At 72.3% G+C, this 23,296-nt stretch carries 21 protein-coding genes and 1 tRNA gene; 9 read left to right on the top strand and 13 right to left on the bottom strand.

The window, feature by feature from the left end; all coding sequences use genetic code 11:
* Nucleotides 1–65 precede the first annotated feature (65 nt).
* Together D3105_RS09990 and D3105_RS09985 are read left to right on the top strand one after the other, a co-directional pair.
* Nucleotides 66–2,717 carry an ATP-binding protein gene (locus tag D3105_RS09990; RefSeq protein ID WP_118902309.1) on the top strand — a complete coding sequence of 884 codons (2,652 nt, stop codon included), beginning with the start codon at nt 66–68 and terminating at the stop codon, nt 2,715–2,717.
* Between the two features lie 50 nt (nt 2,718–2,767).
* Nucleotides 2,768–2,841, top strand: a tRNA-Pro gene (locus D3105_RS09985).
* 883 nt (nt 2,842–3,724) lie between these two features.
* Here the strand turns inward: D3105_RS09985 and D3105_RS09980 are convergent.
* From D3105_RS09980 to D3105_RS09955, 6 genes are all read right to left on the bottom strand, one after another.
* Complete coding sequence (locus D3105_RS09980) at nt 3,725–4,129, bottom strand: SHOCT domain-containing protein (protein WP_118902306.1); 405 nt, start codon at nt 4,127–4,129, stop codon at nt 3,725–3,727.
* 33 nt (nt 4,130–4,162) lie between these two features.
* Nucleotides 4,163–4,672: a nucleotide triphosphate diphosphatase NUDT15 gene (locus D3105_RS09975; protein ID WP_118902303.1), complete on the bottom strand. Its 510-nt coding sequence runs from the start codon at nt 4,670–4,672 to the stop codon at nt 4,163–4,165.
* Between the two features lie 99 nt (nt 4,673–4,771).
* Entirely contained in the window at nt 4,772–5,671 is a 900-nt protein-coding gene (locus D3105_RS09970; RefSeq protein ID WP_118902301.1) for an NAD(+)/NADH kinase, read from the bottom strand.
* Nucleotides 5,668–6,681 (bottom strand): SPFH domain-containing protein, encoded by a 1,014-nt coding sequence (locus tag D3105_RS09965; RefSeq protein WP_118902296.1) that lies wholly within the window; start codon nt 6,679–6,681, stop codon nt 5,668–5,670. Before D3105_RS09965 ends, D3105_RS09970 begins: the two co-directional genes overlap by 4 nt.
* Before the next feature lie 68 nt (nt 6,682–6,749).
* Nucleotides 6,750–7,538: an SDR family oxidoreductase gene (locus D3105_RS09960; protein ID WP_118902293.1), complete on the bottom strand. Its 789-nt coding sequence runs from the start codon at nt 7,536–7,538 to the stop codon at nt 6,750–6,752.
* Nucleotides 7,539–7,726: 188 nt separating this feature from the next.
* Nucleotides 7,727–8,356, bottom strand: a complete 630-nt coding sequence (locus D3105_RS09955) for a TetR/AcrR family transcriptional regulator (protein WP_118902290.1) — start codon at nt 8,354–8,356, stop codon at nt 7,727–7,729.
* A 162-nt stretch (nt 8,357–8,518) separates the two neighbouring features.
* On the opposite strand from D3105_RS09955, the gene D3105_RS09950 reads away from it, so the two are divergent.
* Together D3105_RS09950 and D3105_RS09945 are read left to right on the top strand one after the other, a co-directional pair.
* The gene (locus D3105_RS09950) at nt 8,519–9,427 is read left to right on the top strand and encodes a phosphatase PAP2 family protein (RefSeq protein WP_118902287.1); all 909 of its coding nucleotides are present in this window, start codon (nt 8,519–8,521) and stop codon (nt 9,425–9,427) included.
* A complete protein-coding gene (locus tag D3105_RS09945; RefSeq protein ID WP_118902284.1) occupies nt 9,424–10,389 on the top strand; it encodes a hypothetical protein in 966 nt (321 codons plus the stop codon). The genes D3105_RS09950 and D3105_RS09945 overlap by 4 nt, the downstream gene beginning before the upstream one ends.
* Before the next feature lie 33 nt (nt 10,390–10,422).
* Here the strand turns inward: D3105_RS09945 and D3105_RS09940 are convergent, their stop codons facing one another.
* Together D3105_RS09940 and D3105_RS09935 are read right to left on the bottom strand one after the other, a co-directional pair.
* Entirely contained in the window at nt 10,423–10,956 is a 534-nt protein-coding gene (locus D3105_RS09940; RefSeq protein ID WP_118902282.1) for a PadR family transcriptional regulator, read from the bottom strand.
* A 57-nt stretch (nt 10,957–11,013) separates the two neighbouring features.
* Nucleotides 11,014–13,029 carry an NADPH-dependent 2,4-dienoyl-CoA reductase gene (locus tag D3105_RS09935; RefSeq protein ID WP_118902279.1) on the bottom strand — a complete coding sequence of 672 codons (2,016 nt, stop codon included), beginning with the start codon at nt 13,027–13,029 and terminating at the stop codon, nt 11,014–11,016.
* Between the two features lie 204 nt (nt 13,030–13,233).
* On the opposite strand from D3105_RS09935, the gene D3105_RS09930 reads away from it, so the two are divergent.
* Together D3105_RS09930 and D3105_RS09925 are read left to right on the top strand one after the other, a co-directional pair.
* On the top strand, nt 13,234–13,761 hold the full coding sequence (locus D3105_RS09930) for a DoxX family protein (protein WP_118902276.1): 528 nt from the start codon (nt 13,234–13,236) through the stop codon (nt 13,759–13,761).
* Complete coding sequence (locus D3105_RS09925) at nt 13,761–14,339, top strand: DUF7144 family membrane protein (RefSeq protein ID WP_206272706.1); 579 nt, start codon at nt 13,761–13,763, stop codon at nt 14,337–14,339. The genes D3105_RS09930 and D3105_RS09925 overlap by 1 nt, the downstream gene beginning before the upstream one ends.
* A 10-nt stretch (nt 14,340–14,349) precedes the next feature.
* On the opposite strand, the gene D3105_RS09920 is transcribed toward D3105_RS09925, so the two are convergent.
* The 3 genes from D3105_RS09920 to D3105_RS09910 all read right to left on the bottom strand — a co-directional run bounded on the left by D3105_RS09920 (nt 14,350) and on the right by D3105_RS09910 (nt 17,698).
* Nucleotides 14,350–16,437 (bottom strand): MMPL family transporter, encoded by a 2,088-nt coding sequence (locus D3105_RS09920; protein WP_118902273.1) that lies wholly within the window; start codon nt 16,435–16,437, stop codon nt 14,350–14,352.
* 137 nt (nt 16,438–16,574) lie between these two features.
* Nucleotides 16,575–17,075 carry a MarR family winged helix-turn-helix transcriptional regulator gene (locus tag D3105_RS09915; RefSeq protein WP_118902271.1) on the bottom strand — a complete coding sequence of 167 codons (501 nt, stop codon included), beginning with the start codon at nt 17,073–17,075 and terminating at the stop codon, nt 16,575–16,577.
* Nucleotides 17,076–17,119: 44 nt separating this feature from the next.
* A complete protein-coding gene (locus D3105_RS09910) occupies nt 17,120–17,698 on the bottom strand; it encodes a fasciclin domain-containing protein (protein ID WP_118902360.1) in 579 nt (192 codons plus the stop codon).
* Nucleotides 17,699–17,884: 186 nt separating this feature from the next.
* On the opposite strand from D3105_RS09910, the gene D3105_RS09905 reads away from it, so the two are divergent.
* Nucleotides 17,885–18,727, top strand: coding sequence for a DUF1206 domain-containing protein (locus tag D3105_RS09905; protein WP_118902269.1), 843 nt, complete (start codon nt 17,885–17,887; stop codon nt 18,725–18,727).
* Here D3105_RS09905 and D3105_RS09900 read toward each other — a convergent pair.
* Nucleotides 18,712–19,254 carry a DUF4383 domain-containing protein gene (locus D3105_RS09900; protein ID WP_118902267.1) on the bottom strand — a complete coding sequence of 181 codons (543 nt, stop codon included), beginning with the start codon at nt 19,252–19,254 and terminating at the stop codon, nt 18,712–18,714. The genes D3105_RS09905 and D3105_RS09900 overlap by 16 nt on opposite strands.
* Before the next feature lie 112 nt (nt 19,255–19,366).
* On the opposite strand from D3105_RS09900, the gene D3105_RS09895 reads away from it, so the two are divergent.
* Nucleotides 19,367–20,395, top strand: coding sequence for a MerR family transcriptional regulator (locus tag D3105_RS09895; RefSeq protein ID WP_118902265.1), 1,029 nt, complete (start codon nt 19,367–19,369; stop codon nt 20,393–20,395).
* Nucleotides 20,396–20,611: 216 nt separating this feature from the next.
* Here D3105_RS09895 and D3105_RS09890 read toward each other — a convergent pair whose 3' ends face one another.
* Nucleotides 20,612–21,823: a cysteine desulfurase-like protein gene (locus tag D3105_RS09890; RefSeq protein ID WP_118902263.1), complete on the bottom strand. Its 1,212-nt coding sequence runs from the start codon at nt 21,821–21,823 to the stop codon at nt 20,612–20,614.
* A gap of 576 nt (nt 21,824–22,399) precedes the next feature.
* Between D3105_RS09890 and D3105_RS09885 the strand changes: the two genes are divergently transcribed.
* A partial coding sequence (locus D3105_RS09885; protein WP_133305678.1) for a sterol desaturase family protein occupies nt 22,400–23,296 on the top strand: 897 nt, incomplete at its 3' end.

Raw genomic sequence — 23,296 nt, 5'->3', positions numbered from 1 at the left:
CGGCGAGCACCCGCGCACGACTAGGCTCGACCGTCGAGAAGACTGCCTCTGTGGGAAGGGTGGGCATGAAGCCGTCCCGGCCGTTGTACGAGCGTGAACCGGAACTCGCCGCCGCTGCCGAGGCGGTGGACGCCCTGTGCGGGGCGCAGGCCGTCGGCGGGCTTTTGGTCTTCAGCGGAGAGGCGGGGCTCGGCAAGACGGCGCTGCTCGCCGAGATCCAGGCGATGGCCGCCGACCGCTGCACCGTGTGGTCCGCCCGGGGAGGCGAGACCGTCACCTCCGTACCGTTCCATGTCGTACGGCAGTTGCTGCAGCCCGCCCTCGACCGGTTCCCGCCCGACGAGACCCGGGCCCTGTTCGGCGACTGGTACGAGATCACCGCCCCGGCCCTTGGACTTGCCGAGCCGAGCGGCCCGCAGCCCGATCCGCAGGGTGTGCGCGACGGCCTGGACTTCGTCGTCGGCCGGCTCGCATCCCGGCTCAGCCACCGGCCGTTGCTCCTCATCGTGGATGACGCCCACTGGGCGGACGGTGAATCCCTCGCCTGGCTGGCCTCGTTCACCGCCCGCCTCGGCGAACTGCCCGTCCTGGTGGTGCAGGCCCACCGCCCGCAGGAGCTGGCCGAACGCGACGCCAACTACATCGCCGACCGGGAGGCCGAACGAGGCGGCAGCCAGGGCACGGTGACCCGGGTCGCCCTGCGGGCCCTGACCCCGGACGCCACCGCCGTCCTGGTCCGCGCGGGCCTCGGCGAGCACGCGGACGACCCGTTCTGCCGCGAGGTGTGGGCCGTCACCGGAGGAAATCCGTACGAGGCGGTCGAGCTGGTCGCCAAGGTCCAGGACCGCGAACTGCCGCCGGTGGAGGAATCGGCGGGCGAACTGCGCGAACTCGGCGCGTCCGCCCGGGGCAGCGGGCTCGTCGCCCGGCTGGAGCGGCTCGGCACGAACGCCAACCGGTTCGCCTGGGCCGCAGCCGTCCTCGGCACCGACATCTCCCAGGAACTGGCCGCCACCCTCGCCGGAATGAGCTCGGCGGAGGCCGCCGACTGCACGGCCCGGCTGCGCGACGCCCGTATCGTCAGCGGCTTCGACCCGCTGGAGTTCGTCCACCCGCTGATCGCGACCGCCGTATACCGCTCGATCCCGCCGGCCACCCGCACCGCCATGCACGGGCGCGCCGCCTGGGCGATCACCCGCGCCGGTCTCGGCGCCGCCGCGGCCTCCCGGCACCTGCTGGAGGTCCACCCGGACGACGACCAGGAACTGGTCGCGCAGCTACGGGAAGCCGCCGGCCAGCATCTCGCCGTCGGCGCGCCCGAAGCCGCCCGGCGCTGCCTGGAACGGGCCCTGGAGGAGCCGCCGCGCCCCAAGGACCGTGCTGTCCTCCTCTACGAACTGGGCTGCGCGACGCTGCTCAGCTCCCCGCCGACCACAGTCCAGCACCTGCGCGCCGCCCTCGACATGCCGGGGCTCGACGACGGGCTGCGGGTCGACGCCACCTTCCGGCTCGCCGCCGCGCTCGCCCACAACAACCAGCTCAAGGACGCGGCGCTGTCGCTGGCCGCCGAGGCCGCGCGCACCGCACCCGGCCCCGGGCTGATGCGCCTGCAGGCCGCGCACTTCATGTGGGAGGGCATGCAGGCCGCCGAGGACGATGGGCCGGCCCGCTCCCGGCGGCTCACCCGCAACGCCGACCACCTCAAGGGCCGCGACAACGGGGAACGGGCGCTGCTCACCCTGCGGGCCTTCGACGCCATGCTGCGCGGTGAGAACGCCCAGCTCATCGTGGACCTCTGCGAACGCGCCCTGGTCGACGGCAGCCCCGCCCGGGGCCTCGGCTGGACCGACTCCGAGTGGGGCTTCGAGCTGCCCACCATGGTCGGTATCACCTACACCTTCGTCGACCAGCTGGACCGCGCCGAGAGTCTCTTCGGCGAAGCGGTCCGGGCCTTCGAGATCTCCGGCTGGAGCGGCGCCCACCTGGCGTTCGCCCACACGCTGCTCGGCATGGTCCACCGGCGTCGCGGCCGTCTCGCCGAGGCCGAGGGCTTCCTGCGCGAAGGTCTCCGCCTCGCCGACCGTGTCGGCTCCGGACTCCCCGTGCACTGGGACGCGGCCTGCCTGCTCATCGACACCCTGCTGGCCCGCGGCCGCACCGACGAGGCCCGCAGGATCGCCGACCGGTACGACTTCGGCCCGCCCTACCCCAGCGCCATGGTGCTGCCCGACGGACCGTGCGTGCGGGGCCGCCTGCTGCTCGCCGAGGGCCGCAAGGAAGAGGCGATCGCCGAGCTCGAAGCGGCGGGCGCCGCTCTGGAGCCGCGCGAACGCTTCAACGGCATCTGGGCTCCCTGGGCCGGTGACCTGGCACGCGCCCTGGCCGAGGACGACCCGGCCCGCGCGGCACACCTCGCCGCCCGGAACCGCGTCCACGCCGAACGCTTCGGCACACCCACCGCCCTCGGCGAGGCCCTGCGCTGCGTTGCCCTCTTCGCACCCCCGGAGCGCTCCGCACAACTGCTGGCCGAGGCCGTGGGGCACCTGGAGAAGTCCTCCTCCGCCTACGAGCACGCCCTTGCCCGGGTCGACTACGGCATCGCGATCGGATCGCACCGGGAGCTGGCCCGCGCCCAGAAGCAGGCCATGGCCTGCGGCGCCGAAGGGCTGGCCGCCCGCGCCCAACAGGCACGCGCGTCGATACGGTCCTCGGAGTGAGGTAATGTTTGTCCTGCGCGGCCACCCGGAGCAACCGGGAGGAAACGCAGCGGGACGTGGCGCAGCTTGGTAGCGCACTTGACTGGGGGTCAAGGGGTCGCAGGTTCAAATCCTGTCGTCCCGACTGGAGACAGTCGCAGATCAGAGGCCGTTCCGGAGAAATCCGGAACGGCCTCTGGCCGTTGTGCGTCCGACCGCCTCTCCCGCCCGGCCCGCGGAAGCGGCTCGGCTGACCGCGCGTCAGCCGCCGACCGGCCCCATCGCCTCGTCCAGTGGCGTCGGCGTCCGCCCCCTCGGCAGCGGCAGCGGCTTCTTCGGCGGGCCGGGCCTCCACGTCGTCCAGCCGGTCGTGCTGCTCCTTGACGACCCGGGCGACGTCTTCGCGCCCGGCGAGCTCCTGGACGAGGTCCTCGTCGCCGGTCACCTTCACGGCGTTGGCGATCCAGAAGTTCTGATGGCCCACCTTCTTCCTGTCGAGGAAGGAGTTCAGGGAGCGCTGGCTGCTGTCCGCCTCGGCCCGCAGCTCCGTGAACGCCGACGTCGTCCTGGCCGCGTGTGCGCGCTCGCCCCGGGCGGCGGACAGATCGGCCCTGTCCTTGAGGACGACGAAGAAGGAGACCTCGCCGCCCCCGTCCACGGCGTCCAGCAGAGCGGCGTCGACGCGGACCGAGGGTCCCGTGCCGGCGGCGGCGGGCGGTGGACCGATCAACAGGCCCGCGGCGGTGATCGCTGCGGCCGCCGCCCATGCGGCGGCTCTGCGCCGGGGCGATCGAGACAGGTGCATCGGGATGCTCCTCCAGAGACGTACGGGGGAGTCCGGACGCTAGGAGGGCACCGTTACTCGGGCATACACGCCCCGAAGAGGAGGCTGAAGGAGGGGGCGAAGGGGCGGCCGTCTCATCGGCGCGCAACGCACACGGCCGGGGTGTCGGCGACGCGCGCTGACACCCCGGCCTTGTGTCTCGGGGGGAAGGGGAGAGGGGGGACGGGAGGGCCGGAGCCGGGTCTCAGGCGAGCAGCTTCGCCTTCGCCTGTTCGTACTCCTCGGCGTTGATCGCGCCCTTGTCCTTGAGCTCGGCGAGTTTCGCCAGGTCGTTCACGTGGCCGCTGCCGCCCGAGCCGCCCTCCGTCCCGGCGGCCCGGCGTACGTAGTCGCGGAACGCGGCCTCCGAGTCCTTGGCGAGCTTCTCGTCGCGCTCGTGCATGCTGCGCCCGCGGACGATGAGGTAGATCAGTACGCCCACATAGGGCAGCAGGATGACGAGGACCAGCCAGCCCGCCTTGGCCCAGCCGTTCAGCGAGTGGTCGCGGAAGAGGTCCGTGATCACCTTGAACAGCAGGAAGAACCACATGACCCACAGGAACAGGTACAGCATGGTCAGGAAGAGGTTCAGCAGCGGGTAATCGTCCATGGGCCTACTCCGATCGCACGGATGGTCCCTTATTCATACAGCTGGTCCGATTGGTCCGCATCCGGCGATCCGCAGAACGTGCGCGGGCGGGTGACTGACGCCCAGCTCCGGCCGCCACGCCGCCAGGATCTGTGCCGACGGATCGAACAGCGGGGCGGGCAGCTCCTCGGGCACGGTCCACCGCCAGGTGCTGATCAGGTGCGGCTCGGTCACCTCGGGGTCCCCGGAGGCGAGCCGTACGACGGCCGCCATGCTGATGCGGTTGATCCCGCCGATCACGTCGTGGACCATCGCGACGACGTCCACGGACGCCTCGTCGACCACCAGGCCCGTCTCCTCGCGCAGTTCCCGCACGGCCGCCGCGGCGATCGACTCGTGCGTCGCGTCGACCTTCCCGCCCGGCAGCTCCCACGTACCGCTGCGATGGCGGCCCAGCAGGACGCGCCCCCGGCCGTCCTCGACGATCACCCCGACTCCTAGGGCCGCTTGGGCCACGGGCGGACGGGTGTTGCGGGCGGGCGCGGGGACGGGGTCGGCCGACATGGTGCTGGTTCTCCGCTCTCCGATGCGTGCGTGCGTGTGCGGTACGCGTACGGGGGACGCGTGCGGACCACCGTAGCGAAATCGCCGGGCCGGGCATCCTCAGATCACCAGGCGCAGCGATCTCTCCGCGATGCCGAGCCGTACGCTCTGACCCCAGGTCAGCTCCAGCGCGTCGGACTCCATCCCGTCGCCGAAGACCACGATCCGGTCCGACTCCACGGTCAGCCGCAGCCCCTGCCCGGGCGCCAGTTCGCCCGCCACCCGCGACGTCCCGGTCGCCGGCGACGGCCAGGCCTCGCGTACGAACCACAGGAGGCGCGCGTCGCACGGCGCGGGCAGCGGCAGCGTGCTGCCGCGCTCCAGCCACAGCGAGCGGAGCCAGCCGGTGGCGCCCGTGCCGGTGCCGACCAGCACCCCGGAGGACGCCTGGGCCTCGGCGGGGGCGCTCTCGCCGTCGTCGCCCAGGCGGTAGCGGGCCGTCTGGTGGCCGGGTGGCCCGAGGTAGATCTCGTTGAGGGCGATGAGGCGCTGCGTGTCGTCGGCGACGGCCTCGACCATGGTCAGCTCCTCGGCCTTCCCGCCGGCCGCCGTCGCGGCACGCAGCAGGGCGGCCGCGTCGGCGTGACGGTGGCGTACCAGGACGCCGGGGTTGCGCCCCGGGGCGGTGTCGATGCCCACCACCGGCTGCCCGGACAGGTACTTCGCGGTGTTGGCGACGAGGCCGTCCTGCCCGACCACGACCACCACGTCCTCCGGGGCGAACAGGAAGCGGTCCAGGTCCGCCCGCTCCACCCGGGTCGAGCGCCAGGTGAGCGGCACCACCGCCGCCACCTCGCGCAGCGCCTGCCGGGTGTCCTCGTGGCGCCGGGCCACCTCGTCGATCGAGCGGCCCCGGCTGGACAGGAAGAACGCGGCCTGCCCGTGCGTCCCGTGCCGGGCGAGCAGCTCCTCGTACTCCGTCCGCCGGTGGACGAGCACCGCCCGGGGCGCCAGGCTCACGCTCCCGCCCCGCCGTCCGGGCGGCCGAGCTTGGCGAGCAGCCCGGTGAGGACGTCGGGGGAGAGGGTGAGGCTCTCGATGCGCGGCAGGTTCTCCGCGAGCCGGGTCGCCGCCAGGGCGTGCAGCGTGGCCGGATCGACCTCGCCGTGCACCCGCAGCCAGGCGGCCTGCGCCTCGGCCCGGGCCCCGCCCGTCTCGCGGGCCGCCTCGGCCTCCGCCCTCGCCAGGCGCACCTTGCGGGCCGCCTCCGCCTCGGTCCGTACGCCGTCGGCGGCGGCCTTCTCCTCGGCCTCACGGCGGGCGTTCGTGCCGCGCTGGTCGACCAACTGCTCCTCACGCCGGGCCAGTTCGATCTGGCTGGCCAGCTCGTTCTCGGCGATGGCGCGCTCGCGCTCGACGGCCACGGCCCGCCGTTCGTAGGTGGCCCGGTCCGCCTCCTGCTGGATCTGCTCGCGGGCCGGGGTGCGCAGGGCGCGCTCGACCTCGGCCTCGGGGCGGATCGCGACGACGCGCACGGCCACCACGTCGATGCCGGTGGCCGGGATGCGGGGCTCGGCGGCGAGACCGGTGGCGACCCGTTCGCGTACGGAGGCGACGCCGTCGACCAGGGCGGCGGCCAGCGGGGTGCGGGCCAGGACGTCCAGGGTGTGCTGCTGCGCGGTCTCGGTGAGGAGGGTGGCGATCTGCTCCAGCGGTGCGCCGCGCCAGCTGCCGGTGTCCGGGTCGACGGAGAAGTCGAGCCGGTTCGCCGCCTCGGCCGGGTCGCTGATCCGGTAGGTGACGGTGGCCTGCACGGTGACGTCCTGGAAGTCGGCCGTACGGGCGTGGAACGCCATGGCCAGTTCCCGGTCATCGACCGGCACCTCGGAGAGCGCCGCCGACAGCGACCGGTACCAGAAGCTGAGCCCCTGCCCGTCGTGGGCGAGCTCGCCGCGCTTGTGGTGGCGGATGTGGGCGGTGGGCGCGGAGCGCAGATGGCGCCAGCCGAAGCGCCGGGTGATGTCGGCCATGATGAGAACCCCCTTGATTTCGTCATGACGACGATAAGGGGTCGATGTCATTAGAGTCAAGGTGACCATTAAGGGAGTGCGGGGCGGCGGGGGGCCGTGTACCTGGCCGGGATCTCGCCGCCTCCGTGGACGGCCAGGTCGGCGCCGTTGACGTACGAGGAGAGGTCGCAGGCCAGCCAGAGGCAGGCCCGCGCCACATCGTCCGGCTCCGCCAGTCGCCCCATCGGAACGACGCCCGCCACGGCGTCCCCGCCGTCCTCCCCGTACAGTGCAGCGGCGTTCTCGGTCCGGATGAGGCCCGCCGTGATGTGGTTGACCCTGACCCGGGGTGCCCATTCCAGAGCCAGTGCCCGGGTCAGCCCGAGCAGGCCCGCCTTGGCGGCGGAGTAGGCGGCGGTGCCCGGCTGCGGGTCGTGGGCGGAGACGCTGCCGATATTGATCACGCTCCCGCCGCCCGGCTGCTCCCGCATCACCAGGTTCGCCGGCTGGGCCGTGTAGAAGGGGGCGAGGAGGTTGAGCGCGACCACCTTCTCCACGAAGCGCGGCGAGACCGTGGCCGAGTCGGCGTTCGGGGAGCCGCCGGCGTTGTTCACCAGCACGTCTAGCCGTCCGAACCGCTCCGCGGTGGCTGCGACGATGCCCGCCGCCGCCACCGGATCCCGCAGGTCCGCCGCCCGGAACGCGGCCTCGCGCCCGCCCGTCGACGGCAGGGTGGCCGGTGTCGAGCGCCCGCAGACCAGGACGTCCGCGCCGCTCGCCAGAAAGGCTCTCGCGATCGCGGCACCCAGGCCCCTGGTGCCGCCGGTGACGAGCACGGCCCGCCCGGTGAAGTCCATCGCGTGGGGCTGGTCGTCCATGGTCGGCCCTCCTGCATCAGAATCTACCAAACGCTTGTTAGGTTCGGTAGGGGGCGAGGGTACGGATACACGGGCGGCCGGTGACCTCCGCAGAGGTCACCGGCCGGCCGGGCGGTGCGCCGCCCCCGTCCCCACGGTGCGGCGCGAGTGGACCGTCCCCATCCGCAGGGGCGGGTGGTCCACGTCTGTCAGGACTCCGGTGCTTCCACCGTGAGTCCGAGGCCCGGGAGGATCGCCAGCTCCACGAACCGGGTCAGATACGCGGCGTCCGCGTAACGCCCCTCCAGCAGTGGCCGGGCGCGCAGCACACCGAGCAGCTGGGCCGCCACGAACTCGGCCGCCGGGAGGTCCGCCGCGATCTCGCCGCGCTCCTGGCCCCGCCGGACCATCGCGTCGATCGCCGCGACCTCCGGCAGGATCAGCGCCTCGCGCAGCGCGGACAGCAGCTCCGTGCTCTGCAGCGCGGCATGGCTGAGGGCGTGCATCAGCGGGGTGTCGCTCCCCGCGGCCTCGCCGATCGCCCGCGCGGCCTCCAGCAGGTCCCCGGCCAGCGTCCCGGTGTCGATCTTCGGGAGCCGCATCCGCCGGGTCCCGTGCAGCGCGGCCACCACCAGCTCCGGCTTGGAGCCCCACTGCCGGTAGAGCGTCGACTTCCCGCACCGGGTGCGCGAGGCGACGCCTTCCATCGTCAGCGACTCGTAACCGCTCTCCCGCAACAGTTCCAGCACCGCCGTGTAGAGCTCCTGCGCCCGCTCCGGTGTGATCTTCGACCGGGGGGACGAGAGGGCTGACTCCGGTACGGAATCGGGCGACGGCATGGGCTGTACCTCCAGCGGCGGTGCGGCGAGGTTCTCGATACGCCAGTGTACCGATACGTGCGTGTACCGATACGCCAACGTATCGGTACACTGGCGTATCGATACGGCGTGGATCGATAGAACCGGGCCGTCCGCTACCGCTTCGCATCCAAGGGGGCACGGGTGAGACTCGCCCGCACCGAGCCCACGGACCAGGAGCCGGACATACGTGCCCGACCGCCCCTCGTCCGCGAGTTCCTTCTCGTGGCCGGACTCTTCCTGGCCTACAAGTTCGGCCGTCAGGCCGCCAACGGCCATGTCGAGGAGGCGTTCCGCAACGCGGGGAGCGTCTGGGACCTCGAACGTGCCCTGCACCTCCCCGGCGAGGGCGCCGTCCAGGGGCTGCTGCTGCACAGCCAGCCCCTGATCCACGCGGCGAACACCTATTACGCCGCCGTGCACTTCCCGGCCACGGCCCTCTTCCTGGTCTGGCTCTACTGGCGCCGCCCCGCCCACTACGTCCGCTCGCGCCGCGTCCTCGCCGCGCTCACCGCCGCCGCCCTGGTGCTGCACCTGCTGTTCCCGCTGGCCCCGCCCCGGATGCTTCCGGCCGCCGGGCTCGTCGACACCGGTCAGGTCTACGGGCCGACGGTGTACGGGCAGACGCCCGCGACCGACACGATGGCGAACCAGTTCGCCGCGATGCCCTCGCTGCACGTCGGCTGGGCCGTGATGGTCGCCCTCGGGCTGATCGCCGCGACCCGCTCGCGGTGGCGCCGGCTGTGGCTGCTGCACCCGGCGCTCACGCTGGTCGTCGTCGTGGGCACGGCGAACCACTACTGGCTCGACGCGATCGTCGTCGTGGCTCTGCTCGCCGTCGCCCTCGCCGCGTTCCGGCTGCCGCTGTCCGCCCGGACCGTCCCGGCGCGGCTGCCGGGGGCGGGCGCGTGGGGGAGCGCTGAGGGGGCTCCGGTCCCGGCCTACGCGGGGGGCGCGCGCCTTGCGGCCTCCGGTACGTACGAGGGCGGCGTGCGGCCTGCGGCCGCCGAGGCGCCTGTGGGCTCCGGGACCTACGCGGGTGGCATGCGATGAACGCCATGCTGCTCGCCGTCGCGCTCTCCCTCGTCTCCGCCGTCGCCTACGCGGCCGCCGCCGTCGCCCAGTCCCGGCTCGCCGGGCGTATCGAACCCGGCACCGGAGTCCTGCGGATGCTGGGCCGGGGCGCCTGGTGGTCGGCGGTCGGTCTCAACGCCGCTGGTGCGCTGCTGCACGTCGCCGCGCTCAACTACGGCCCGCTCACCCTGGTCCAGCCCCTGGGGGCGCTCACCCTCGTCGTCGCCGTCCCGCTCGGGGCGCGCGCCGCCGGACGCCGGGTCGGCCGTACCGAGTGGCGGGGCACCGCCCTGACCCTGCTCGGCCTCGGCGCGCTGTTGATGACCGCGGGCGGCTCCGCCCCGCACGAGACCCTCACCCTTCCCGAGGCGCTCGGCGTGGGCGCGGCCACCATGGCGGTCGTCGCCGGGCTCGGCCGGCCCGGGGTCCGCCCCGGGCTGCGGCACGCGGCGGCGTCCGGGATCACCTCCGGTGTAGCCTCCGCGCTCACCCAGACCCTCACGGTCGCCGTCACCGACCACTCCGGCGGCCCGCTGTTCAGCTGGCGGCTGCTGACGGTGGCGCTGCTCGTCTCCGCCTTCGCGATGGGCGGCTTGCTGCTGTCCCAGACCGCGTACCGGGGCGGCCTCGGCGCACCGCTCGCCGTGGTCACCCTCGCCAACCCGGTCGCCGCCGCCGCGATCGGCCTGGCCCTGCTCGGTGAGCGCCTCCAGGGCGGGCCGGTCAGCCTGGTCCTCGCTCTGCTCGGTACGGCGGCGGCCGTGCGCGGGGTGATCCTCCTCAGCCGGGCCCAGGCACGGAACGCGGACCCGGGCGAGGTGGTGCCCGAGGGTTCCGCGCCCGTGGATCCGGTGCCTTCGCGGGTCGTCATCGGCAGCCCGCGTCCGGCGGCCGTCCCGGAACCCGTGGCCGTACGGGCGGGCGGCGCGCCGCATCCGTAACGCCCGCGCCGCACCCGTGAACGGTCCGTGCGGTCAGGCGGCGTCCAGGTCCGCGATCGCCCGGGTCAGCCAGCCGATCCAGAACGTCTCCAGGTCGATGCCGCCCCGCAGCACCAGATGCCGCAGCCGCCCCTCGTCGGTCGTCGGGGGCGGGGTGAAGTCCCGCTCCTCGATCTCCTCGTACTCCGCCAGCTGCCGCTCGTGCAGCCCGAGGTGGCGGCGCAGCTCCGCGCCCATGCCGTGCGTTCCGACGACCGCGGCCGCCCGCATCCGCAGCAGCAGCGGATCGCGGACAGGCCGGGGGTCCTCGGGGAGCGCCACCCAGGCCGCCAGCTCCTCGCGGCCCGCGGGCAGCACCTCGTACTCCTTCTTCTGCCCCCGGGCCGGCACAGCCGTGGGCAGCGCCCTGATCCGTCCGGCCTGCTCCAGTTTGCCCAGCTCGCGATAGATCTGCTGGTGGGTCGATGACCAGAAGTAGCCGATCGACCGGTCGAACCTGCGGGTCAGTTCCAGACCCGAGGACGGCTTCTCCAGCAGGGCGGTGAGAATCGCGTGCGGCAGTGACATGACGTGCATCCTAAGGACGGGGGCGCGCGGTGGTACGGGCCCCCGGGCGGGGCGGGTTCAGAGCGTGGCGGCCAGCTCCGTGCCCTGGCGTATGGCCCGCTTCGCGTCCAGTTCGGCCGCCACGTCCGCACCGCCGATCAGATGGACCGGGACGGTCCCCGCGCTCAGCTCCTCGTAGAGCTCGCGGCGCGGCTCCTGGCCCGCGCACAGCACGACCGTGTCGACCGGCAGCACCCGCCGCTCACCGTCGACGGTGAGGTGGAGCCCCTCGTCGTCGATGAGGTCGTACGAGGCGCCCGCGATCATCTCGACGCCCCGGTGGCGCAGTTCGGTGCGGTGGATCCAGCCGGTCGTCTTGCCGAGCCCGGCGCCGACCTTGGTCGTCCTGCGCTGGACCAGATGGACCGTGCGGGGCGACTTGGGACGCTCGGGGGCGCGCAGCCCGCCCCGGTCCTCGTACGCCGTGTCCACGCCCCACTGCCGGAAGAACGTGTCCGCGTCCAGGCTCGCCGCGTCACCGCCGTCGGTCAGGAACTCCGCGACGTCGAAGCCGATGCCGCCCGCGCCGACGATCGCGACCCGGTCGCCCACCGGCGCCCCGTCGCGCAGCACGTCCAGGTAGCTCACGACGTTCGGGTGGTCCGTGCCGGGGATCGCCGGGGTTCGCGGCTCGACTCCGGTGGCCAGCACGATCTCGTCGAAACCGTCCAGGGTCCCGGTGTCGGCCCGGGTGGAGAGCCGCACGTCGACGTCCAGCTCCGCCAGTCGCGTACGGAAGTAGCGCAGCGTCTCGTCGAACTCCTCCTTGCCCGGCACCCGGCGGGCCACGTTCAGCTGACCGCCGATCTCGTCCGCCGTGTCGAACAGGGTCACCGCGTGACCCCGCTCGGCCGCCGTCACCGAGCACGCGAGGCCCGCCGGACCCGCCCCGACCACGGCGACGCGTTTACGGGTCCGGGTCGGGCTGAGCACCAGCTCGGTCTCGTGGCAGGCACGCGGATTGACCAGACAGGAGGTGATCTTGAGGCTGAAGATGTGGTCCAGGCAGGCCTGGTTGCAGCCGATGCACGTGTTGATCGCGTCCGCCCGGCCCGCCGCCGCCTTCGCGACGAACTCCGGGTCGGCCAGGAACGGGCGGGCCATCGAGACCATGTCCGCCCGGCCGGAGGCGAGGATCTCCTCGGCGACCTCGGGGGTGTTGATGCGGTTGCTCGTCACCAGCGGCACGGAGACCGCGCCACGCACTTTCTCGGTCACCCAGCTGAACGCCCCGCGCGGCACGGAGGTGGCGATCGTCGGGATCCGCGCCTCGTGCCACCCGATGCCGGTGTTGATGATCGTCGCGCCCGCCGCCTCGATCTCCCGCGCCAGCGTCACGACCTCGTCCAGCGTCGAGCCGCCCGGCACCAGGTCCAGCATGGAGAGCCGGTAGATCAGGATGAAGTCGTCGCCGACCCGCTCACGGACCCGGCGCACGATCTCGATGGGGAGCCGGATGCGGTTCTCGTAACTGCCGCCCCAGCGGTCGGTGCGGTGGTTGGTCGCGGAGACGATGAACTCGTTGATCAGATAGCCCTCGGAGCCCATGATCTCGACGCCGTCGTACCCGGCCAACCGCGCCAGCTCCGCCGCCCGGACGAACTCCTCGATGGTCTCCTCGACCTGCTCGTCGGTGAGCGCGTTCGGGACGAACCCGCTGATCGGGGCCTGGAGCGCGCTCGGGGCCACCAGATCCGGGTGGTGCGCGTACCGGCCGAAGTGCAGGATCTGCATCGCGATCCGGCCGCCCGCCGCGTGCACCGCCGTGGTGATCTCGCGGTGCTGCTCCGCCTCCGCCTCGGTGGTCATCTTGGCCCCGCCGGGGAAGGAGCAGGCCCGCTCGCTGGGGGCGATGCCGCCGGTGACCATCAGGCCGACGCCGCCCCGGGCGCGCTCGGCGTAGAACGCCGCCATCCGCTCGAAGCCGCGCTCGGCCTCCTCCAGACCGATGTGCATCGATCCCATGAGCACCCGGTTGGGCAGGGTGGTGAACCCGAGGTCCAGCGGGCTCAGCAGGGTGGGGTAGGGGCTCATCCGGGATCTCCTCCGCAGGGGTCGTCGCGTCAGTTGTAGACCACCTCGAACCGCTTATGCAACAAGTTGCACAATGATCTGCGTCGCACGACGAGCCGTGCGTCGTCGGGTCCGTGCCCCGTACGGCGTAGTCGACCGCGCCCGCCGACCGCCCGCCGACGAGAGTGGGAGCCGTATCCGATACCCCTCGCCCCGGGAGTCCTCATGGTCTGCATCAACCGGCGTGATCTCGGTCTGCTCGCCCTGCGCGTCGGCACCGGGGCGGTGCTCGCCGCCCACGGCAGCCAGAAGCTGGCCGGCTGGTTCGGCGGCGGAGGCATCCAGGGCACCACGGCGGCGATGGAGGCGATGGGGTTCCACCCGCCCAAGCACAGCGCCGTGGCCGCCGGGCTCGGCGAGGCGGGTGGCGGTGTGCTGCTGGCGCTGGGGCTCGCCACTCCGGCGGCGGGCGCGGCGGCCGCCGGAGCGATGGCCGGTGCGGTGGCCGTGCACGCACCGGCGGGCTTCTTCGCCCAGGGCGGCGGCTACGAGTACCCGGCGTTCCTCGGGTTCACCGCCGCGGCCATCGGTCTGGCCGGCCCCGGGCGCTACTCCGTGGACCACGTCACCTGCCATGTCTTCGACCGGCCCTGGATGGTCGCGCTGGCCTTCGCGGGCAGCGCGGTCGCGGCCGCGACGGTGGTCGGCAGGCGCGCGAAGGGGCAGGCGGCCCAGAAGCAGGAGACGGCCTGATGAGCGAGGACCCTTCCCGGGCCGCCGATCCGTCCCACACCGCCGATCCGTCCCGGGCCGCTGACCCCTACGGGGTCTCTGATACGCCCGGCTTGGGGGCGGGGCCCGGTCAGGGCGATACGCCGTGGCAGCGCGGCGACGGTCCGGCCGGGCGCGCTCCCGCGCCCGACCCGGACAGCCTCTGGGTGACCGGCGGCGTGCTCTTCGCCGGGGTGCTGATGCTCTGCCAGGGGGTCGTCGCGGCCCTGGAGGGCATCGCGGCCCTGGCCGACGGGGACGTCTACGGCGACGTCGGCGAGTACGTCTACCGCATCAGCCTCACCGGCTGGGGCTGGATCCACCTGGTGCTCGGCGTCTGCGTCGCCGTCACCGGGGCGGGGCTGCTCAAGGGGGCGCGATGGGCCCGGGTGACCGGTATCGTCTTCGCCTCCCTGAACCTCTTCGCGCACTTCCTCTTCCTGCCGTACGCGCCCCTCTGGTCGGTGATCGTCATCGCCCTGGACATCTTCGTGATCTGGGCGCTCGCCGCCTACCGGGACCCGGGCTGGGCGCCCGGGGACGCACTCCGGCGGCCATGACGCCCTCCTCTCAGGGCCTCTCGCGGCTCAGCGCCCCCGGCCACCACGCCTTGGGCCCGATGTCCCGGACCAGCGCCGGGACGAGGAGCGACCGGACGACCAGCGTGTCCAGCAGGACGCCGAAGGCCACGATGAACGCGATCTGGACCAGGAACGCCAGCGGGATCACGCCCAGCGCCGCGAAGGTGGCCGCCAGCACGACGCCCGCCGAGGTGATGACCCCGCCGGTCGTGGTCAGCCCACGCAGGATGCCCTCCCGCGTGCCGTGGCGCAGCGACTCCTCCCGGACCCGGGACATCAGGAAGATGTTGTAGTCGACGCCCAGGGCGACCAGGAACACGAACCCGTACAGCGGAACCGACGAATCCGTGCCGCTGAAGCCGAACACATGGGTGAAGACCAGCGAGGAAATGCCCAGCGTCGCCAGGAAGTTCAGTGCCACGGTCGCCACGAGCAGTACCGGCATCAGCAGCGACCGCAGCAGGAAGACCAGGATCACCAGAATGATCGCCAGCACCACCGGCACGATCAGCATACGGTCGTCCTCGGCCGTGCGCTGGGTGTCGTACTGCTGCGCGGTGTAGCCGCCGACCAGGGCGTCCGATCCCGGTACCGCGTGGACCGCCGTGCGCAGCGCGGCGACCGTCTCCTTGGCCCCGTCGCTGTCCGCCGCGTCGTCGAGGGTCGCGTCGATGCGGACCTTGCCGTCGACGACGAGCGGTTCGCCGCCCGGCCGCCCGCTCGCGCTCACCGATACGGCCGAGTCCACCCCGTCGGTACCCTCGGCGGCCTCGGTCACCTCGGGAAGACGGTCCGCCGCGGCGATGATCACCGCCGGATTGCCCGAGCCGCCGGGGAAGTGCTCGCTCAGCGTCTCCTGGGCGGCCACGGACGGCGCGTCGTTCACGAAGATCTCGTCGAGCGGCACGCCCTTGGAGGTGAGCGTCGGGGCGAACGCGGCACAGGCGATCAGAGCCGCCAGGGTGATCGCCCAGACCTTGCGGGGCGCCCGGTCGACGAGGGCCGCGACCTTGTGCCAGATGCCGTGACCATCGGACACCTGGTCCTCGGCGGGCTTGGGCTTCGCCGGCCAGTAGGCGGTCCGGCCCAGCAGGACCAGTGCGGCGGGCAGGAAGGTGAGAGCGCTCAGGACCGAGCAGACGATGCCGATCGCGCCCACGGGGCCGAGGGCCCGGTTGTTGGTGAGGTCGCTCAGCAGCAGCGCGAGCAGACCGGCCGCGACGGTCGCGGCGCTCGCCGTGATCGGGCCGAAGGACTCACGCAGCGCGACACGCATCGCGGCGAACCGGTCGCCGTGGACGGCGAGTTCCTCCCGGAAGCGGGCAGTGAGCAACAGTGCGTAGTCCGTCGCCGCGCCGATCACCAGGATGGACAGGATGCCCTGCACCTGACCGTCCACGCGCACGATGTCGTGGTCGGCGAGGACGTAGACGATCGCACAGGACAGACCGAGGGCGAAGACCGCGCCGAGGATGATGACGAAGGGCAGCAGCACACTGCGGTAGACCAGCAGCAGGATGACCAGCACCGTGATCAGGGCAACCCCGAGCAGCAGCCCGTCGATGCCCGCGAAGGCGTCGGACAGATCCGCCTGGCTGGCGGCCGGCCCCGCGAGCTGGACCGTCGTACCGGACACGGACGCGCCCGCCTTCTCGACCTCCTCCAGCACCGTCGGCAGCTCGTCCCCGAGGTCGGGGCTCAGCTGCACGATGCCCTGGAGTGCGAGTCCGTCCTTCGAGGGCAGCGCGGGGGAGGGGGTTCCGACGACGCCGTCGCTCCCGGCGAGCGAGGCGAGGGAGCCGGTGGCCGCCTCGCGCTGCTCGTCCTCGACCGGGGCGTCCTTCTTCTCCGAGGTCCAGACGAGGATGACCGGCAGGGTCTCGTTCTGCTGGAACGCCTTCTGGGCTTCGATGACTTGCGTGGACTCGGCGTTCTGGGGCAGGAAGGCGGCCTGGTCGTTGGTGGCGACCTCGCCGAGCTTTCCGGCGTACGGTCCGAGCCCGCCGCCGATGCCGAGCCAGGCGATCAGCAGGACGACGGGGACCAGCCAGCGGACCGACCGTGCAGGGGTGGGCATGTCTCTCCTGAGGGGTGGAGATGTCTCATCGGTTAACAATCTCAATTGTTGAAATACATTACTCGATGGCTCCGCGCGGAGTTCGTGCGGGGGGTGGAGGGTGACGTAAGGAGGGTGGCGCAGGGGAGCGGGGAAGTTCAGCGACGCGCCGGGGGGACCTCGGCCAGTTCCTCGTTCATCGCCGCGAGGAAGCCCAGCACGGTCGCCAGTTCGCTCTCGCTGAACCGTGCCCTGGCCCGCGCCGTGGCCTCGGCAAGCGGCATGAAGTAGTCGCGGGCGACGGTCCGGGCGCTCGGCTCGTAGTACACGTGCACCACCCGGCGGTCGGCGCTCTCCCGCGCCCGGCGGATGTGCCCGGCCCGCTCCAGCCGGTCCAGGCAGGCGGTCACCGCACCGGAGGTGAGCCCCAGATGCTCCCGCAGATCGCCCGGCGTCAGGGGCGACGGGGCGTCGAGGATGGCCCCGAGCGCGCTCACGTCCGTGGGGTGCAGTTGCTGGTTCACCGCGAAACCGTGGGTCATCCGGTTGATCTCGCCGTTCATCCGGCGCAGCTCGACCGCGAAGGCCTGGAGGTCTGCGAGCGGCGCCTCGGAATCCGAGGCGCCGCTCCGGGTCGGTCGGTCGTCGGCGTGTCTCACGCCTTCAGCGTATAGAACCCCCGCTCAGCGGCCACGCGGTGTCCCTAGGACGGCGGCATGAGCACCGTGTCGACGAGGTTCACCGTGGCGTTGGCCGTCGGCACGTCGCCACAGACGATCTTCGAGGAGTCGTTCACCGTGAACTCGGTGCCCGAGCCCTTTGTCGTGAGGTCGCTGCCCTCCAGCGTCTTGAAGGTGCCGTCCTCCATCTGCTGCGTCGTGACCTTCTCGCCCACCACGTGGTACGTCAGCACCTTGGTGAGCTGGTCCTTGTCGTTGAGGAGGGCCTCAAGATCGGCCTGCGGGACCTTCTCGAACGCGGCGTTGGTCGGCGCGAACACCGTGATGTTCTCCGCGTTGTTGAGGGTGTCGACCAGGCCGGCCTTCTTCACCGCGTCGACGAGGGTGGAGAGTTCGGGGTTGTTGGACGCGGCGGTGGCGACCGGGTCCTTCGCCATGCCTTCCAGGCTGCCCGCGCCCTCCTTCGGTACGGAGGCGCAGGCGGGGCCGTACGGGTCGGCGGGGGCAGCGGCCTGTGCCTGCGGAGCGAAGAACGCCAGAGAGGCCGGAAAGGCGAGGGCCGCGGCGGCCGCCGCGGTGCGCTGCAGACGGGTGATCGTCATGATGTCTCCTCCGGCGATCGAGGGGGCTTCACCGTCGCCCCCACGGGTCTTCTCGGTCACTCCCACGCTGACGTGCATCCGGCCGCTCCGCCTGCCGCGTCGATTCTGCGTCGATACCGCCCCCGTCGGGGCCGCCGCGATTTGATCCGCCGCATTGATCCGCCGCACGGGGGCAATCGGGATGACATGAATAGCCGTTCAGTAACAGCGCAGGGACGTGGCCAGGCACGGCGTGCCGCGAACAGCAACGCCATGGAGGCGGCGGGCCGCGCCGGGTTCGTCGCCCGCGGGGTGATCTACGTGCTCGTGGGCTTCCTCGCCCTGCGGATCGCGTTCCCCGGGGGTGACAAGAAGCAGGCCGACCGGGGCGGCGCGGTCGCGGAGATAGCCGAGAAGCCCTTCGGGACGGTTCTGCTCTGGGTGCTGGGCGCAGCCGTGGCGGGCATGGCGCTGTGGCGACTGTCCGAAGCGCTGTTCGGTGGGGCCGGACCCGACGAGCACAAGCCGGGCAAGCGGGCCATGGCGGCGGGGCGGGCGGTCTTCTACGCCTTCGTCGCCTACACCGTGCTGTCCTTCGCGGCCGGGGACTCCGGCAGCGGCGGCGGTTCGTCGGACCAGCAGTCGCAGGACATCACCGCCAAGGCGCTCGGCTGGCCGGGCGGTCAGTGGATCGTCGGGATCGCCGGCGCCGTGGTGGCCGGCGCGGGCCTCTGGATCGCGGTCCGGGCCCTCATGCGCAAGTACCACAAGCACCTGAAGCTGTCGGAGATGTCCCGCCGGGTCCGCCGGGCCGTGGACATCACGGGGGTCTTCGGCGGAGCGGCGCGCGGCAGCGTCTTCGCCGCGGCGGGAGCGTTCGCCATCGCCGCCGCCATCGAGCACGAGCCCGACAAGTCCAAGGGGATGGACGACACCCTGCGCTCCTTCGCCGACACCCCGGTCGGCCCGTGGCTGCTGGTTCTCATCGCCGTCGGACTGGTCGCCTTCGGCGTGTTCTCCTGGTTCAACGCCCGCTACCGCAAGGTCTGAGCGGATCCCTCCCGCAGCGGGCCGCCCGCCGTCGCCCTCCTGTGGGCGGCGGCTTCGCGCGCGGCCTGCTCGGGGTGGCGGCGACGCCAGTAGGGGTTGTCGTGCGGCAGGCCGCCGGTCACCCGCCCGTACATCCCGAACGTGAGGATCAGCAGCCCCATCACGAAGCTGAAGATCACGTTCGCCATGCTGAAGTCCAGGATGTTCGCGGACCGGTCCAGGATGAACAGGTGGGCGAAGCCACTGAGCAGGAAGAGCGTTCCGACGGTCATGTTCACCGTGGAGGCGACATTGCCGCCCACCGCCGCCCCGGCGATCAGCACAGCACCGACGAGCAGCGAGATCAGACTGAGGAGCCCGTTGGACGTGAGTCCGGCGATCTGGCTGCCATCGGTGTCGAAGAAGCTCAGCTGATTCGCGAAGCCGAGAGAGCCGAACACCATCAGGATCGCGCCGCAGAGCCCCGCGCCGATCCGGTACACCGTCGCCAGCCGGTGGTCGGTGGGCAATTCGTCGCTCAGTTTCATGACCGTCTCCTGTCTCTCGTCGCTCTCTTTCCACCCCTGTCCCGGTGTCTCAGCGAACCGCTCGGGGATGCACCCGACAACATGCGTCGCTTTTGCGTCGTATGGTGGCTCTATGGATCCGACAAGTGATCTGCTTCCGGAAGCTCCGGCCGACGGGGGTCTGACCACCGGCGCGGTGGCCCGCCTCCTGGGCGTCGCCCCGACGACGCTGCGCTCGTGGGACCGTCGCTACGGCATCGGCCCGGCCGCACGGCAGGACGGCCGGCATCGCCGCTGGACCGGGGCGGACATCGCGGCTCTGCGGCACATGTGCGCACTGACGAGCGTGGGCCTGCCCCCGGCCGAGGCCGCTCGCACGGTTCTGGCCCGAACGTCCGGCGGGGGCTCGTCGGGCGCAGGAACCCCGGCCGCAGCCTCGTCCGGCGTGGAGACAGCAGGCGACGGATCAGCCGGCGCCCCGGCCCCGTCCCGGTCGGCGCGCGCTTCCCGGGCTCCCGGGCCGCTTCCGGTCGGCCGGGCCCGCCAGGAGTGCCGCGGCCTGGCACGGGCCGCGGTCCGGCTCGACGCGCCGGCCCTGGAGGAGCTGCTCACGGCGGTGCTCGACCGCTACGGACTCCCGGCCGCCTGGGACGAGGTGATGATGCCGGTGCTGCACGCGGTGGGCCGTGAGTGGGAGACGGCGGGGGAGCGGTACATCGAGGTCGAGCACCTGTTGTCCTGGCACGTCTCCGGCGCACTGCGCGGAGTCACGGCCGGGCGGCCCCCCGCCCCCGGCGCGGGCCTCGCCCTGCTGGCCTGTGTACCCGGAGAGACTCATACGCTCGCCCTGGAGGCGCTCGCCGCGACCCTCGCCCACCAGGGACTGCCGGCAAGGATGTTCGGCGCCGCCGTGCCCGCCGGGGCGCTGGAGGACGCGGTCCGGCGCACCGGCCCCGCCGCGGTGGTGCTCTGGGCGCAGTCCCGGAAGACGGCGAGCCCCGCGCTCGTGGCCCGGCTGGCCGCGGTCGAGTGGGGCGTACGGGGCGCGCGCAGGCGACCCGTCGTCTGCGTGGCCGGGCCCGGCTGGGCGGGGCGGCAGCCGCCGGGGGCTCGGTACCTGTCCGGCCTTGCCGACGCGGTGGACACCCTGGCCACGCTCTAAGGGCTGTCCCGTAGTCCCTGGTGGATCAGCGCGCGGCGTCAGATGCGGTGCATCGCAAGGCGGAGAGGCGCCCGCATGCTGGATGTATTCGGGCGTTCCGACAACGCGGCGAGGTGCCGTAGCTGTCGTCGCGCGCCCGCCAGGGAATACGGGACAGCCCTTAGGGACGTCCTGCGGCCCCGGCCCTGATGTGCCCGACGCTCCCTGGCCCCGCCGTCAGCGCAGGAAGTCCGACAGCCCCGTCAGGAGCCGCTCCACATCGTCCGCGTCGTTGTACGCGGACAGTCCGACGCGCAGCCCGCCGCTCTCGCCGAGCCCCAGGTGCCGGGAGGCCTCCAGGGCGTAGAACGACCCGGCGGGCGCGTGCACCCCGGAGCGGGCGAGGGCACGGTAGGCGTCCGTCGCGTCCCGGCCGTCGAAGGTGAGCAGCAGGGTGGGGGTGCGCTCGGCGGCCCGCGAGTGCACCGTCACCCCGCCCAGATCGCGTACCCCTTTCTCGACGCTCTCCCGCAGCGCGGTCTCGTGGGACTCGATCGCCGCGTACGCCGCCGGCAGCCGCTCTCGACGCCCCGCGAGCCCACCGGCCGCCACGGTGCCCAGCTCCGCGATGAAGTCCACCGCCGCGCGGGTCCCCGCCATCAACTCGTACGGGAGCGTGCCGAGTTCGAAGCGCTCCGGCACGGCGTCGGTGGACGGCGCCAGCTTGTCCGGGCGGAGGGTGTCGAGCAGTTCCGGCCGGGCGGCCAGCACCCCGTGGTGGGGGCCGAAGAACTTGTACGGGGAGCAGACGAGGAAGTCCGCCCCGAGCCGCTCCAGGTCCACGGCGCGGTGCGCCGTGAGGTGGACCCCGTCCACGTACAGCAACGCGCCTGCCGCGTGGGCGAGTCGGGCGACGGCCGGGATGTCGGGCCGGGTGCCGATCAGGTTGGAAGCGCCGGTCACCGCGATCAGCCGGGTCCGCCCGGTGATCTGCGCGCCGACGGTCTCCGGGGGCAGTTCGCCGGTCGCCGGGTCGAAGTCGGCCCACCGCACCACCGCCCCCACCCGCTCGGCCGCCTGCACCCACGGGCGGATGTTGGCATCGTGGTCCAGCCGGCTGACCACCACCTCGTCCCCCGGCTTCCACGTCCGGGCCAGGGTGCGCGAGAAGTCGTAGGTGAGCTGGGTGGCGCTCCGGCCGAACACGATGCCGCCCGGATCCGCGCCCAGCAGATCCGCCATCGCCTGCCGGAATTCCCGGACGATCTCCTCCGCGTTGACCTCTCCGGGCAGCGTGGAGCCCCGGTTGGACAGCGGACGGCTCATCGCCTCGCCGATCGCGGCGACGACGGAGGCGGGGGTCTGGGTGCCGCCGGGGCCGTCGAAGTGCGCCGTGCCGGAGCGCAGGGCGGGGAACTGTGCGCGCACCGCGCTGACGTCGTACGACAAGGAGGCTCCTCGGTTCGCTGATGGCTGCCGGATCTCGCCGCGATCATCGCAGGGCGGTGTCCTCCGGCGGAAGGAGCCTGGGGTCTTCCCACCGCGCAGGCGCCGGTGAGGAGCACGTGTCGACACCGTTCGCGCGCGGGCGCGCGGCTCCCCGCTCCGACGCACGCCCGAGCGTGGGAATTCGCCTCCCGGCGCACCGGAATGCGCCGTCCCCCGGCATAGCGATGATCCTACGAAGTAAAGTCCCCGAAACGTGAACTCGCTCGGTTGTGCGATCCTTTCCGACGGCTTTTCGTATGCCATTCCGTCCAGATTCCGTGGACGAAATCGCCGGTCGATTTCTCCGCGTCGGGCGTGATTAAAGCCGTGGGAACGGGAAATAGATGATCTGGGCTGGTGAGGTCGGGGGCATCAGTTCACGCCACGGCCGAATTCCATCGGAGCCGGGTGTCTGAAAGGCGTCAGTGCGGGGCCATGGTCGCCCCGGAGTTCACCGAGACTCTCAGGGCCGGTCCGGCCTGCGCTGATACGGAAAAGTCGATCTCTCCCGGTTGCGTTCCCTTGTGGGGGTCACGTATGGACGAGCGCGCACGCGCCGCCGATGGCGAAATTCATTCGGCCGACTATTCGGTTCCCGGGAAGGGGGTGGTAGGGAATTCGCCTTCCGGTATTCTCCGTGCCGTCGCCTACCCCGTTCTCCTCCTCGCGGTCGTGGGCGTTGCGGCGTTCGCATTGCGCCTGCGATGGGATCCGGCGTGGGTCAGCCCGCTTTTCCTGATCGGGGTGATCTCCTATCTGGCGCTCCTGGAGCGGCTGATTCCTTACGACCGGAACTGGCACCCGGGAAAGGCCGAATGGCGCTGGTACGGCATCTACTTCCTGCTCACCATGGCCGGAAGCGGACTGGCGCAGCTGCTCGTCGCCCTGGCCATCGGCCTGATCTCGCCCGAGGAGCCGGCCCGCCACCTCGGGGCCGAGATCCCGGGAGCCCTCCTCACCGGATCGCTGGTGAGCTACGCGGTGCACCGGCTGGGCCATCGGAACGCCCTGCTCTGGCGACTGCACGGGGTGCACCACGTGCCGGAGAAGGTCAACGTCGCCAACAACGGGGTCAACCACGTGCTGGACATCGTCCTGGCCCAGAGCCTCGTCCAACTGGCCCTGGCCCTGGTCGGCTTCTCCCGCCCCGCCGTCCTGGTGGCCGGACTCTTCGTCGCCGCGCAGGGCTACTTCATCCACGCCAACATCGACGTCCGCATCGGCCCGCTCAACCATCTGCTGGCCAGCCCGGAGCAGCACCGCCTGCACCACAGCACCGATCTGTCCGAAGCCGGCCACTACGGCTCCGACCTGTCGTGCTGGGACCACCTCTTCGGCAGCTTCACCTGGCGCCCCGGACGCGAACCCGCCGCTGTCGGCCTGCACGATCCCGCCTCCTTTCCCGGCACCGGCGAGGATCTCGCCGGTGCCGGG

Origin of the sequence: Streptomyces globisporus (genome assembly GCF_003501885.1) — a bacterium.
Taxonomy (GTDB): Bacteria; Actinomycetota; Actinomycetes; order Streptomycetales; family Streptomycetaceae; genus Streptomyces; species Streptomyces globisporus_D.
This window is presented reverse-complemented; position numbering and strand designations above follow the sequence as displayed.